The 11,899-nt window shown below is 69.7% G+C and carries 12 protein-coding genes and 1 pseudogene; 9 read left to right on the forward strand and 4 right to left on the reverse strand.

Annotated features, from left to right (window positions below):
* Positions 1 to 104: 104 nt before the first annotated feature.
* The 3 genes and pseudogenes from AB0C27_RS41685 to AB0C27_RS41695 all read left to right on the forward strand — a co-directional run bounded on the left by AB0C27_RS41685 (position 105) and on the right by AB0C27_RS41695 (position 3,600).
* Positions 105 to 1,571 carry an alpha/beta fold hydrolase gene (locus AB0C27_RS41685; RefSeq protein ID WP_357856667.1) on the forward strand — a complete coding sequence of 489 codons (1,467 nt, stop codon included), beginning with the start codon at positions 105 to 107 and terminating at the stop codon, positions 1,569 to 1,571.
* Positions 1,568 to 2,251, forward strand: a pseudogene (locus AB0C27_RS41690) (ATP-binding cassette domain-containing protein); the annotation flags it as partial. The gene AB0C27_RS41685 and the pseudogene AB0C27_RS41690, both read left to right, overlap by 4 nt.
* A 596-nt stretch (positions 2,252 to 2,847) precedes the next feature.
* Positions 2,848 to 3,600: an ABC transporter permease subunit gene (locus AB0C27_RS41695; RefSeq protein WP_357856670.1), complete on the forward strand. Its 753-nt coding sequence runs from the start codon at positions 2,848 to 2,850 to the stop codon at positions 3,598 to 3,600.
* Positions 3,601 to 3,886: 286 nt separating this feature from the next.
* On the opposite strand, the gene AB0C27_RS41700 is transcribed toward AB0C27_RS41695, so the two are convergent.
* On the reverse strand, positions 3,887 to 4,075 hold the full coding sequence (locus AB0C27_RS41700; protein WP_357856673.1) for a hypothetical protein: 189 nt from the start codon (positions 4,073 to 4,075) through the stop codon (positions 3,887 to 3,889).
* A gap of 269 nt (positions 4,076 to 4,344) precedes the next feature.
* Between AB0C27_RS41700 and AB0C27_RS41705 the strand changes: the two genes are divergently transcribed.
* Together AB0C27_RS41705 and AB0C27_RS41710 are read left to right on the forward strand one after the other, a co-directional pair.
* Positions 4,345 to 4,845, forward strand: coding sequence for a SigE family RNA polymerase sigma factor (locus tag AB0C27_RS41705; protein WP_357856676.1), 501 nt, complete (start codon positions 4,345 to 4,347; stop codon positions 4,843 to 4,845).
* Positions 4,842 to 6,155 carry a hypothetical protein gene (locus AB0C27_RS41710; protein ID WP_357856679.1) on the forward strand — a complete coding sequence of 438 codons (1,314 nt, stop codon included), beginning with the start codon at positions 4,842 to 4,844 and terminating at the stop codon, positions 6,153 to 6,155. The genes AB0C27_RS41705 and AB0C27_RS41710 overlap by 4 nt, the downstream gene beginning before the upstream one ends.
* Before the next feature lie 286 nt (positions 6,156 to 6,441).
* Here AB0C27_RS41710 and AB0C27_RS41715 read toward each other — a convergent pair whose 3' ends face one another.
* Positions 6,442 to 7,386: a TetR/AcrR family transcriptional regulator C-terminal domain-containing protein gene (locus tag AB0C27_RS41715; protein WP_357856682.1), complete on the reverse strand. Its 945-nt coding sequence runs from the start codon at positions 7,384 to 7,386 to the stop codon at positions 6,442 to 6,444.
* 44 nt (positions 7,387 to 7,430) lie between these two features.
* Between AB0C27_RS41715 and AB0C27_RS41720 the strand changes: the two genes are divergently transcribed.
* Entirely contained in the window at positions 7,431 to 8,213 is a 783-nt protein-coding gene (locus tag AB0C27_RS41720) for an alpha/beta hydrolase (RefSeq protein ID WP_357856685.1), read from the forward strand.
* 300 nt (positions 8,214 to 8,513) lie between these two features.
* Here the strand turns inward: AB0C27_RS41720 and AB0C27_RS41725 are convergent, their stop codons facing one another.
* Positions 8,514 to 8,918, reverse strand: a complete 405-nt coding sequence (locus AB0C27_RS41725; RefSeq protein WP_357856688.1) for a MerR family transcriptional regulator — start codon at positions 8,916 to 8,918, stop codon at positions 8,514 to 8,516.
* A 407-nt stretch (positions 8,919 to 9,325) separates the two neighbouring features.
* Positions 9,326 to 9,709, reverse strand: a complete 384-nt coding sequence (locus AB0C27_RS41730) for a VOC family protein (RefSeq protein WP_357857142.1) — start codon at positions 9,707 to 9,709, stop codon at positions 9,326 to 9,328.
* Positions 9,710 to 10,091: 382 nt separating this feature from the next.
* Between AB0C27_RS41730 and AB0C27_RS41735 the strand changes: the two genes are divergently transcribed.
* The 3 genes from AB0C27_RS41735 to AB0C27_RS41745 all read left to right on the forward strand — a co-directional run bounded on the left by AB0C27_RS41735 (position 10,092) and on the right by AB0C27_RS41745 (position 11,872).
* Positions 10,092 to 10,499: an ArsI/CadI family heavy metal resistance metalloenzyme gene (locus AB0C27_RS41735; RefSeq protein ID WP_357856691.1), complete on the forward strand. Its 408-nt coding sequence runs from the start codon at positions 10,092 to 10,094 to the stop codon at positions 10,497 to 10,499.
* 84 nt (positions 10,500 to 10,583) lie between these two features.
* Positions 10,584 to 11,249: a nitroreductase gene (locus AB0C27_RS41740; RefSeq protein WP_357856694.1), complete on the forward strand. Its 666-nt coding sequence runs from the start codon at positions 10,584 to 10,586 to the stop codon at positions 11,247 to 11,249.
* A gap of 161 nt (positions 11,250 to 11,410) precedes the next feature.
* Positions 11,411 to 11,872, forward strand: coding sequence for a hypothetical protein (locus AB0C27_RS41745; protein WP_357856697.1), 462 nt, complete (start codon positions 11,411 to 11,413; stop codon positions 11,870 to 11,872).
* The last annotated feature ends 27 nt before the right edge of the window (positions 11,873 to 11,899 follow it).

The raw sequence follows: 11,899 nt of genomic DNA on the forward strand, positions 1-11,899 counted from the left end.
GTACCGTGCCCGCGTACGCCCGTGCCGTATGACCCTGGTCCGACGCCAAAGATCGGATCTGGCTCCGATGTGCGGACCCGCCGCCGTGCAGCATCGTTGCGGCCATGAACCGACGCAGACTCATCGCCCTGTGCCTGGCGGCCTGTCTCGCGGTGCCCCTCGGCGGCATCGCGCTGGCCTCGGCGCAGGCCCACGACCTGGTGTGGAAGGAGTGTGGTGATGGGCTGCGCTGCGCCGAGCTGGTCGTTCCCGTCGACTGGGCCGATCCCGGCGGGCCCATGACCTCGGTGCACGTGGCCGGGCTGCCCGCGACGGGCAAGAGCTTAGGGCCGCTGATCGTCAACTTCGGGGGGCCCGGCACCAGCACGTCGATGCTCAGGCGCAAGAGCCAGCCCGACGCGCAGCCGGAGCTGCCGAGCCTGCTCGCTGAGTTGCAGCGCAGCTTCGACGTCATCGCCTTCGATCCGCGCGGCCTGTCCGAGCCCGCGAGCGGCAGGAAAGTGAGCTGCGCCAGACCCGAGCCCTCCGTCTACGGGCTGCTCCTGGCCAGGACGAAACACGACTGGGACGCCCATGCCGCTGCGAACGCGGCCCATCAGGCGAGCTGCCGCACAGCGGCCAGATCGGCCTGGCGCGGGATGACGGCGTGGAACGTGGCGCACGACATCGACGCCCTGCGCGCCGCACTCGGCCAGGACAAGATCGTCTACGCGGGCAACTCCTATGGCACCGTCTATGCCCAGGCCTACCTGGAGCTGTTCCCGCAGCGGGTCGGCCGGATGTACTTCGACGGCACCGCCGATCACACCCAGCAGGAGTTCGAGCCCTGGATCCGCAACTACGCGCTCACGCAGGAGCGCCATCTCACCCGCTTCCGCGACTGGTGCGCCCGCCGCGCCGACTGCGCCCTGCGTGGCACGGACGCCGGCCAGGCGTGGGACGAGCTCGTCGCCAGGGCGCGTCGCGCGCCGCTGCCGGCGTCGTCCGGGCGGACGGTGCATGAGGGGCAGCTGTACGCCGGCGCGGTCAAAGGCATGAATCCGGCGTTCTGGCCCCAGCTCGCCACCGCCGTCCGCAAGGCCCTCGACGGCGACGCCGGCGACTTCCTGAAAGAACTGCGCCCCGACGACGGCGGCTCGTCGGTGAGCCAGGACTCGTTGTGCAACGACTTCATGCCGGCGCTGCCGACGTACGAGGAGTTCCAGGGCATCGAGGCCCGCCTACGGCAGATCGCGCCCAGGTTCGGCTGGCTCGAGGGGCGCTTCGAGCTCGGTCGCTGCTGGGGGCGCAGCGGAGGTGCGTCCTGGGCGCCGCACCCGTTGCGGGTGAAGGACGTCCCGCCGATCCTCTTCGCGATCGGGGAGCTCGACAACAACACCAACTATCGCGGTCAGGCCCACGTGGCCGGGCAGATCCCGTCCGCTCGCGTGCTGTGGCACGGCGACGGCCACGCGTCGTGGGCGCGAAACGGCTGCCTGCGGCGGCACGTCCGCGCCTACCTGACCACGGGTGAGTTGCCCGCACCGGGCACCCGCTGCCCGGCCGAGATCATCGAGAAGGTGGGAAAATGATCGAGGTCAGCGAGCTGACGAAACGGTACGGTTCCACCCTGGCGGTGTCCGGGCTCACGTTCGGCGTCAGACCCGGGCAGGTCACCGGCTTCCTCGGGCACAACGGTGCCGGCAAATCCACCACCATGCGCATGATCCTCGGCCTTCACGCGCCCACGTCGGGCCAGGCGTTGATCAACGGCGTCCGCAAACGCGACCTGCGCGATCCCATGCGCGAGGTCGGCGCCATGCTCGACGCCGCCGAGGTGCAGGGCGGGCGCAGCGCGTTCGCGCACTTGCAGGCGCTGGCGTACGCGGGAGGCATCGGGCCCCGCAGGGTGGTGCAGGTGCTGGAGGAGGTCGGCCTGGCCGGGGCGGCCCGCAAACGGATCGCCGGCTTCTCCCAGGGGATGCGCCAGCGCCTCGGCATCGCGGCGGCCCTGCTCGGCGATCCGGGCGTGCTCATCCTCGACGAGCCGGCCAACGGCCTCGACCCCGACGGCATCCGCTGGCTCAGAAACCTGCTCAGATCCCTGGCGTCCGAAGGGCGCACCATCCTGCTGTCGAGCCACCTGATGACCGAAATGTCCCTCACCGCCGATCGCCTCATCATCATCGGCCGAGGCCGCCTGATCGAGGACATCTCGCCGACAGAGCTGCTGGCCCGCTTCCAGAGCGGCGTAGTGGTCCGATCACCACACGCGGCTCGCCTGTCCGTGGCGCTCCAGGTGGCCGGCGCGACCGTACACCCCATTCAGCACACCGAGACCGGTACGGAGCCGTTCCCCGACCACCCCGCAAACACCAAAGCAAACCCCGTCTCCGCAGAGCTCACCGCCATGCGCGGTCACCGGGTGCCCACTCATCCCACCCCGACCGGCCCCGGCACCCGCCCCATCCGGAACGTGGGCGCCGTGCAGAACGAGGACACCGCCGGGGGCACAAACGCTATGCGGAACACCGGTCCCGCCGGAGACACGAACGCGGTGCGGAACGAGGACACCGCCCGCAACGCGGGCGTTGTTCGGAACACCGACCCCGCCGGGGACACGAACGCTGTGCAGAACACCGACCCCGCCCGGAACGCGGGCGCTGTGCAGAACACCGACCCCGTCTGGGGCAGGAACGCTGTGCAGAACACCAGCCCCGTCCGGGACGCGAGTGTCGGCAGGGAGTTGCTGGTGACCGGACTGACTGCGGCTGCCGTCGGTGATATCGCCTTGGCCAGCGGGTGCGCTGTTCACGAGCTGGTGCCTCGTCGGACATCGCTGGAGGAGGCATTCATGGAGATCACCCAATGATGGACATCGTCGCGTCCGAGTGGGTCAAGTTGCGCTCGCTCCGAGCCACCTACTACGTCCTGGCCTCCACGCTCTCCGCCCTTGTGCTCACCGGTTTCGCTGCCTACTCGATCTCGCGCTACTTCGACACCAACGGCCCCGGTGGCGATCCCGTCGGCACAGGGCTCGGTCTGAGCTCCGACATTCCTCCTGTGCTGTTCGGCATGCTGGGGGTCTTCGCGATCTCCGGCGAGTACACCACCGGCATGATCAGACTCACGCTGACCACGGTCCGGAGCCGGTGGACACTCCTGCTGGCCAAGGCTGTCGTGGTGGCCGCAGTGGCCGCAGTCGCGGGCCAGGCGCTGGCGTTGGCCACCTACGTCACCGCACAGGCCGTGGTGGGCGGGCGTCCGATCGGCGCCTCGTTCGCCGAACATGCGGTCCTGACCGAGGTGCTGACCACCGGCGCCGGCTGTGCTGTCGCAGCGGTGGTGGGGCTCGGCCTGGCCACGGTGCTGCGTTCGACACCGGCGGCGCTCATCGCGCTGGTCGTCCTCCCGCTGTCCCCGGCCGTGCTGGAGCGCTTTCTCCCGGCTCCGTGGAACGACTGGATCAGCTCCCTGACGATTCCGTCGCTGACCAGGCAACTGGCCGCTGTGCCCGACGCCGGCGCCTTAGGCCCCGCAACGGCCGCCGCCATCTTGATGGGTTACGTGGTGGCGTCCCTCCTGCTGGGAGCCCTGGCGATCAACCACCGCGACGTCTGACCGGCCTTGAGCGGGAAACAGCCCTCTCCAAGGCCAGCTAGCGCGTTCATGGCCGATCACTGCATCGTTTCGTCATGGCGGGGGCCGAGTCCTGTGTTCGCCGTAGGCCAGGCCGAGCCTTGTGTTCGCGGCAGGCCAGGGCCCGGTAGGGGTGGGGGGCCGAGCCTGGGGTTCGTTGTGGGCCAGGGCCGAGTTCAGGTTCGCCATGGGTGGGAGCTGAGCCTGGGGTTCGTTGTGGGCTAGGGCCAGGCCGAACTGGTCCACCACGCTGAACTGGTCCACCACGTCAGATCACTGAGGCTGGGCGTGGAGCAGGCATGCTGCGAACTTCGGCCGGACGCTTGGGACGATGCGCCCCGCACCGACCTGGCCCGGCTGTGCTGCTGCCGAGCCAGCCCAGCGCCAGCCCCACCAGCACGGCCACCACGGCCACCACGGCCGACAGCACGAACTCGGTCAGCGCAGGCCCACTCATGGACGAAGGTGAGGACGAAACGAAGACGAGGATGAGCATGCCGTGCCGAACGGTCCTATCACCAGTCTGTTCGCCCCTTGGGCCAGCGGCTGGGTTGCTCCGACGTACTCGACCAAGATCGTGATTGTGGGGTGCAGGCTTGTCTGAGCTATACCCCTGTTGTGCGGTCCAGGGTGGTCATCCCCGAGATTCCCGGAAAATGTTCGCCGGACGATGCAACAGCTGCGCCTCTTCGGCCGTCTGGGACGTGACGACTGAAGGGACGACAAGTGGACGACGAGCCCGGCTTCGACGACTTCGTAGCAGAGCAGACGACAGCGCTGCTCCGTTACGGATACGTCCTGACCGGAAACCCGCATGACGCCGCCGACCTGGTTCAGGAGGCGCTGATACGGCTGTGTGGCGCCTGGCCGAGGGTGAGGCGGAAGGACAGCCCGCACAGCTATGTCCGGACGACGATGGCGCGCTTGCACATCAGTGTCTGGCGGCGGCACCGGCGGGAACACCTCACCGAGGCACCGCCGGACCGGGTGCACCGCGAGGTCTTTCCTTCCGACGAGGAACAGGGCCTGTGGCAGGAACTGGCCGCGCTGCCCCGCAGGCAGCGGGCCGTGCTGGTGCTGCGCTACTACGAGCAGCTCAGCGACGCCGAGATCGCCAAAGTGCTCGGCATCTCCGCCGGAACCGTGCGCAGCCAGGCATTCCGTGGCCTGGACAAGCTGCGTTCCTCCCCCTTCTCCTCGACGGCGACCCACGGGAGCATGCGATGACCGATCTGGAAGACAAGCTGAGCCGTGCCCTGTCCGGCGCGGCGCTGGATGCGCCGCAGGCGCCGGCCGGGCTGCTGGCGGCGGTCAAGACGCGCCATCGCCGGCGGCGGGCCAGGAGCGCCGCCCTGACCGCGGCCGCGGCCGTGGTGCTGGTGGCCGGCGGGGTGGGCGTGGTGGTGAACACTCTGGGTGTCGCGGCCGAGCCGCGTCCCGCGGTGAGCGCGACCGGAGAGGGCGGGCCGCCGCTGGACAAGGTGCCGCCGCCTGTCGAGAAGGTGTGGCCGCAGGCGGTGCACAAGATCCCGGCCAAGCTGCCCGACGGCCGAAAGTACTATCCGCAACTGCTCCTAGACGATCGCACGCTGTTGGTCATGACGGGCGTCAGCGACGGGAAGCGCCAGTACCTGTGGAGCTACGAGCTGAGCACTGGCCGGCCCAAGCGGATCGCCGAGATCCCCTCGACGAAGGGATCGGCGATCTTCGCCGACGACGTCGCCGCAGGTGGCGGCCACATCGTCTGGTGGGCCTCCGTCAAGGAGAAAGGCGGTCCCCGAGTCGCCCGGATCTGGACGGTGCCGGCGACCGGCGGCCGGCCTCGGCGGGTGACCGACGTGCCCCTCGGCAACGTCATGAAGGAGGGGCACATTCAGGGGTTGTCGGTGACGGGCTCGGACGTGGCCTTCTCGTACGAGAAGGGCGGCGTGTATCGGGTGCCCCTGAGCGGGGGGTCGCCGCAGCCGGTGAAGGGGGCCGAGCGGCACCACATCCTGAGCTGGCCGTGGGTGGGTTTGCATCAGGGGAAGTCGATCTTCCGCGAGATGCTCAACGTCGAGACCGGTGCGCGGAACGTGGCCGTGGTCAAGACCGGTGAGGAGGTCAGGTGCGGCGTCGAGCGGTGCTGGGGCACGCTTGGCCGGTACGAGACCGTCAAGGTCCCCCAGCGCCGTGACCGCTCCGGCAAGGTGATCACGTGCGGCGGTCGCAAGTGCCCGAAGACGGTGCAGACCCGTACCGTATTGCGGGGGTTTGTCCGTGACCGGGACGGCTCCCATGAGCGTGAAATGACGAAGCTCCTCCGGGACGGCGGCGTCGAAGCCGGTCTGGAGCGCTTCTTCCAGGTGGCGTCGGTGGGACCTGGGGAGCAGTTCTACGCGGCGCTTCACGACGCCGACACCGGCAAGTCTGCCGATCTCGGCATACGTCCGGAGGACGGGCGGGGCATGGCGATGCCGGACAGCGGCTCCGACCGGTTGCTGGCCTACGAGGTCGGGGACAAGATGTACGTCCTGGACCTGGCCGCGATCAAGTAGACGCTTCGCTCGTCCGGCAGCTTGATCGCCGCGATCGGTGAGGGCTGGTGCGAGGGCTTGGCCTCGGTCGAGTGGGGCCGGTGCGTGGGGCTTGGCCGCAATCACGTGGGGCCCCGTCCGGGGCTTGGCCGTGGTCAGGTGGGGTCCCGCTGGGGGTGTGGCCGCGATCAAGTGGGGCCGGTGCGGGGGCCTGGCCACGGTGATGGGTCCGGCCTGCCGGACCGCCACCGCGGCCTCTCCGCTGATGCTCGGGCCTGTCGCCGCTGCTCCGGTGGCAGGCACGCCTCTACGGTGCGGTGCGGGTGGGTGTGGTGGGTCCGTTGTGCTCGTGGGACAGTACGGCGGACGTGCCGGCGATGAACACCCGCAGGCCGTGTTCGAAGGCCGTTTCGCCGATCGACTGGCCTCCCTCGAGCACAGCGGCCGCCAGCGTGGCCGGTGCCGCGTCCAGGGACCCCGGTGCGCGACTCGAAGTGGGACCCGGAGCGGGAGCGGGGCTTGGAGCGGGCTCCGCCGGGGGTACTGCCGCTGGCTCCAGCGTAGGTTCCGGCGTGGGACCCGGCGTGGGACCTGGCGCGGGCTCCCGAGCGGGACTCGGCGCGGGCATCGCCGGGGGCCCTGGGGCCGGTTCTGGAGCGGGCTTCGGCGGGGGGCCTGCCGCGGGCTCCGGAGTGGGGCCCGGTTGGGGACCTGGCGTGGGTTCCAGAGCGGAACCCAGTGCAGGTGCCGCAGTGGGACCCAGTGCAGGTGCCGGCGCGGGGGCCGGTGCCTGCTCTCGCAGGACGAATCCGTTCACGTACGAGGTCAGGGCGCCGATGGTGTGCAGGGCCAGCGCCGGTGTGAAGCCCCGCTCGACCATGGCCGCCAGCTCCCGATCGAACAGGGCCACGGTCTCCTGGCTCAGCGACCGGGCGTGGGCGACCACGCGGGCGCCGTCACGCCGGGCCAGCAGCGTGGCGCGGTAGGCCCGGGCGCGGCGCAGGAGCCAGTCCTGCCAGGACTCGTCGTCACGGGGCGGGCCCATCCCCGGAGCGCGGCAGATCGCGTCGGCCATCCCGTCGAGAAGTTCCTGCTTGGTACGGATGTGCCAGTAAAGAGCAGGGGACTGAACGCCGAGCTCCGCGGACAGCCGGCGCACCGTGAGCCCCTCCAACCCCACCTCGTCGAGCAGGCGGAGGGCGGTGTCGATCAGCACCTGCTTGGTCAGGCCTGGCCTCTTGTCGCTGGGCATGCGGGTAGCTTAGCATCGCTAAGGGGCATCCTTAGCGATGCTAAATGGGAGGCGTGGTGCGTACGTACGACGAAGGCCAGGGGCGGCCGATCGTGATGGTCCATCCAGGACTGTCCGACGGGAGGCGATGCGGGAGAGTGGCCGCGATCCTCTCCTCCCGTTACCGGGTGCTGCGACTGGACCGCCTGCAGTACCGGCCGGATCGCGGCGCGCCCGTGCGGGTGGAGCAGGAGGCCGAGGACGTGCTGAGGCTCGCCCGCTCCGCCGGAGAGCCGGTGGTGCTCTACGGTCACTCCTCCGGCGGGGTGGTCGCGCTGGAGGCCCTGGTGGCCGCACCGGACGCGTTCGCCGGCGCCGTGATCTTCGAGCCGGCCGCGGTGATCGGGGCGCCGCTGTCAGGAGAGGGCGGCGAGGTGCTGCGACGGGCTCGCGCGGCGATGGCGTCGGGGCGGCCGGGCAAGGCGTTGAGGATCTTCATGCGCGACACCGTGGAGCTGCCGGATGGGCAGGCCCGGCTCGTCGGCGCGATCACCGCCCTTATCCCGCGCTACCGCCGCCTGATCCCCAGGCAGCTCGACGACCTGGAGGCGCTGGACCGGCTCGGTGTACGCCTCGACGCCTACGCCACGATCAAGGTCCCGGTGGTCCTGCTCGGCGGCGACCACGGCCCGGCGCACCTGTCCGAGCGGCTGGACGCGATCCAGCGTGTCCTGCCGAACGGCGAGCGGGTGGTGCTGCCGGGAGCCGACCATGGGGCCGACCTGAAGCGGCCCGCCGAGGTGGCGCGCGTCATCCGGGAACTGGCCGAGAAGGTGTTCACCGACTGAGCCGACAGGGCCGACTGAGCCCATAAAGCCGACCGGGCCGACAGGGCCAACCGAGCCGATGAGGCCAACTGGCCCGACGGGGCCGACGGGTGCCCGGCGCGCCCGCGGAGCCGTCTCCTCCAGCCCTGCCCCGCCGGCGCCTTTTACGGAGCCGTCCCTCCAGCTCCGCCAGCGCCTTTCGCGGAGCGGTCTCCTCGAGCCCCGCCGGTTGCTTGGACGGAGTGGTCTCCTCCAGCCCTGCCAACGCTTTTCGCGAAGCCGTCTGCACGGAGGCGCCGTGACGTGGCCCGGCCGCCGTGATCAGGTCGCCACGGGATGGCTCGCCTGCATCGAGGGTTCGGCGATCCACGTACACCCGCTGGCCGGATGCCCGGAGGTCAGGATGATCGCGTCGAGCCGGTCACGCGTAAGGGTCAGCGCGGCGATCTCGGAGTCGATGCGATCGCGTTCGGCGCTCAGCCGGGCCCGCATCTGCGGGGTGCTCACCCTGGCCTCGGCGAAGGGCAGCAGCTCGGCGATGGTCCGGCTGGACAGGCCGGCCGCGTACAACATCTGGATCAGTCGCACCCGGTCGATCGCGGACCCGGCGTAGTGACGCTGCCCTGAGCCGCTGCGTTCCGCCTCCAGCAGCCCCTGCTCCTCGTAGTAGCGCAGGGCCCGGACGCTGACGTCCGATCGCGCCGCCAGCTCTCCGATTCGCACCATGACCTCCGTCACCACACCTGCTTCCGACGTCTGCTCTCCAAGGTATCCGGCGCAGCGTCCGCGCTGTCGCGTTCGCCCGAGTCCGCGCCCGAAGCGCACCAGCGGCCGTACGTCAGAGGCCGCGCCGCGACCGAAACCGGATTCGAGGCCCTGGGCGGCATCGCGCGCGGCGTGCCTACCTCCCGGTGGCCTGGATCATGATCGGGGTCACGGCCGTGCTCCACGGCCTCGCGCCCCGGGCCGCGGCGGCGTGCGCGTGGGGGATCACCTGAGTGCCTGTTCCAAAGTCGGTGATCTTCCCCGGCGGGTGTTCTGGCACGTTGAAGTGGGCGGGGAGCATGCTTGTGGGGTTGCGGAGAAGTCTCAGCGGCGATGCCCGGGGTGTGGTGAGCGTCGGGAGCGCAGCCTCACGGGGTTGTCGCGGCCCGCTCGGACTCGCTGCGCAGGACACAGAACTCGTTGCCCTCGGGGTCGGCGAGAACGGCCCAGCCCGTGCCATCAGGGTCGCGGCGGTCGACGACGAAGGAGGCGCCCAGCCCCAGTAGGCGGTCTACCTCCTCTTCGCGCGAGGTCTCCGGACGCAGACAGAGGTGGAGCCGGTTCTTGGCCGTCTTGCGCTCCGGAACCTGGTTGAAGTGCAGCAGCGGTCCCTGCGGTAGCAGAACCTGCGTCTCCTCATCCCCGGGCCTGTCCTCGGGATGCATGGGACAACCGGTTACCTCGCTCCAGAACCGGGCGAGTTCGTAGGCATTTGCACAGTCGATCGCCACGTTCTGCACTACCGAGACCATGCAGACATTCTGCAGCACCAAGATCAGGATCGAAGGTGGAATCCGACAACTCACCCTGAACCCGACGCGAACGCCGACAGCCTCATCTGCAACCGACAGCCGCATGGTTGGCGTTACGTCCATCGGTAGCTGGTCGATCACGCTTCGTGAATTGCGGAACGCGACGTTTCGGCCTCCAGCATGATCTCGACGGAAGATCACCGGCTTTGGAACGGGCACTGACAGTCCCGTGAGGCGCCGTGACGGCGGCGCGCAGCACCCGCCGGAGGGGAGCGCCGGCGACTCTCGCTTCGACATGCATCTAATTTGACAAATCTCTAAGCAGAGGCGCAAACTCGAGACTAATTAGACGTTCGTCGAAACAAAGGGATGGGAGATCGTCATGTCTCGCGTTCAGCTCGCCCTCCGCGTCGCCGACCTGGAAGGCTCGATCACCTTCTACTCCAAGCTGTTCGGCGCCGAACCGGCCAAGCGCCGCCCCGGCTACGCCAACTTCGCCATCGCCGAGCCTCCGCTCAAGCTCGTCCTCATCGAGGGCGAGGCCGGCGAGGACACGCGGCTCGACCACCTGGGCGTCGAAGTGGAGGACGGCGCCGAGGTCACCGCCGCCACCCGGCGGCTCACCGAGGCCGGGCTGGCCACGTTCGAGGAGAAGGACACCTCCTGCTGCTACGCGCTGCAGGACAAGGTGTGGGTGCACGGGCCGGGCGCGGAGCCGTGGGAGGTGTACGTGGTCAAGGCCGACGCCGACACCCTGACCAGGCAGGCCGGCTCGCAGTGCTGCACGTGAGGCACCCCGGCCGCCACCCGTACCCCTCGGACGAGCACGATGTCGGGGGAAAGGTGATCGCGGCCGGAGGGAGAACGAGCGGACATGGACGTGTACGAAGCCGTGGACAGCCGGCGGGCGGTGCGGGCGTTCAGCGATGAGCCGGTGCCCATGGACGTGCTCGAACGGGTGCTCGCCGCCGCGACGCGGGCCCCGTCGAGCGGGAACCTCCAGCCCTGGCAGCTGTACGTCGTGACCGGCGAGCCGCTGGCCGAGCTGAAACGGCGCGCGACGGCCAGGGCTCAGGCGGGGGACCCGGGCGATGAGCGGGAATATCCGATGTATCCGGCCGAGCTCACCTCGCCTTACCTGGACCGCTTCTCCGCCGCGGCCGCCCAGCGGTACCAGGCCCTGGGGATCCGGCGTGACGCCCCCGACCGGCCCATGAGGATCGCCGCGCTGAACTCGGAGGCGTTCGGCGCGCCCGTCGTCCTGTTCTGCTACCTCGACCGGACGATGGGCCCCGGGCAGTGGGCGGACGCGGGGATGTACCTGCAGACGATCATGCTGCTGCTGCGGGCGGAGGGGGTGCACAGCTGCCCGCAGGTGATGTGGACGATGTTCCGCAGGACGGTCAGTGAGATCGTCGGAGCCGATGACGACCTCGTCCTGCTCTGCGGCGTCGCGGTGGGTTTCGAGAAGGAAGACGCGGTACGCGTGCGTACCGGCCGGGCGGACCTGACGGAAACGGTGCGCTTCATCGGACCGTGAGGCCCGCCCGGCGCCCCGGGCCGGCGGAGTTCCGCGAACAGCAGGTGGCGGCCTGCCGCGGACATACCCCCGCTATACCGCCGGTCTCTAGCGTTCCTCGCGGTGCTCCGGTCACAGGTGGAGCGCCGCGACGTGCACGCTCACTGACAAGGATCGAAATCATGCGGAAACTCTCGCCCTCGAAGACGCTCGCCACTGTCATCGGGGTCTCTGCCGCCTTCGCCGTAATGGCGCCGGCCACCGCCGCCACGGCCTCCACCACCTCCGCCTCGTCGAGTGTCTCCTCGGCCAAATGCAAGGAGAAGTGGAGCAAGCTCAACACGAAGGACGGCTTCGTCAGCTACGTGCTCCAGCTCTGCACCAACGGCTTCGGTAAGGCGCGCGGCAGCGTGACGGACACCAAGAGCGACGCCTGGACGGCCGTGGTCGAGGTCTCCTTCAAGAAGAAGAACGGCGACGAGATCTACGGCCAGTACCAGGAGGCCGGCCGGAAGAAGGGCCACAAGAGCTTCAACTGGTCCACGACCCGCACCAACCTCGACCGGATCACGATCAGGGCCAAGCGCTGCCTCCCGGGCACGATCGTGTGCAACAACACCAAGACCTACACGATCTACCCCTGATGCCGAGGCATGGCCGCCGCGGTGGAC

This window comes from Nonomuraea sp. NPDC048882, assembly GCF_040649755.1.
Taxonomy (GTDB): Bacteria; Actinomycetota; Actinomycetes; order Streptosporangiales; family Streptosporangiaceae; genus Nonomuraea; species Nonomuraea maheshkhaliensis.

Coding starts and splice junctions, on each gene's coding strand:
- AB0C27_RS41730 (WP_357857142.1), bottom strand. CDS start 9,709: ATGGTCTCGGTAGTGCAGAACGTGGCGATCGACTGTGCAAATGCCTAC.
- AB0C27_RS41695 (WP_357856670.1), top strand. CDS start 2,848: ATGATGGACATCGTCGCGTCCGAGTGGGTCAAGTTGCGCTCGCTCCGA.
- AB0C27_RS41735 (WP_357856691.1), top strand. CDS start 10,092: ATGTCTCGCGTTCAGCTCGCCCTCCGCGTCGCCGACCTGGAAGGCTCG.
- AB0C27_RS41725 (WP_357856688.1), bottom strand. CDS start 8,918: ATGGTGCGAATCGGAGAGCTGGCGGCGCGATCGGACGTCAGCGTCCGG.
- AB0C27_RS41715 (WP_357856682.1), bottom strand. CDS start 7,386: ATGCCCAGCGACAAGAGGCCAGGCCTGACCAAGCAGGTGCTGATCGAC.
- AB0C27_RS41700 (WP_357856673.1), bottom strand. CDS start 4,075: ATGAGTGGGCCTGCGCTGACCGAGTTCGTGCTGTCGGCCGTGGTGGCC.
- AB0C27_RS41740 (WP_357856694.1), top strand. CDS start 10,584: ATGGACGTGTACGAAGCCGTGGACAGCCGGCGGGCGGTGCGGGCGTTC.
- AB0C27_RS41745 (WP_357856697.1), top strand. CDS start 11,411: ATGCGGAAACTCTCGCCCTCGAAGACGCTCGCCACTGTCATCGGGGTC.
- AB0C27_RS41720 (WP_357856685.1), top strand. CDS start 7,431: ATGGGAGGCGTGGTGCGTACGTACGACGAAGGCCAGGGGCGGCCGATC.
- AB0C27_RS41710 (WP_357856679.1), top strand. CDS start 4,842: ATGACCGATCTGGAAGACAAGCTGAGCCGTGCCCTGTCCGGCGCGGCG.
- AB0C27_RS41685 (WP_357856667.1), top strand. CDS start 105: ATGAACCGACGCAGACTCATCGCCCTGTGCCTGGCGGCCTGTCTCGCG.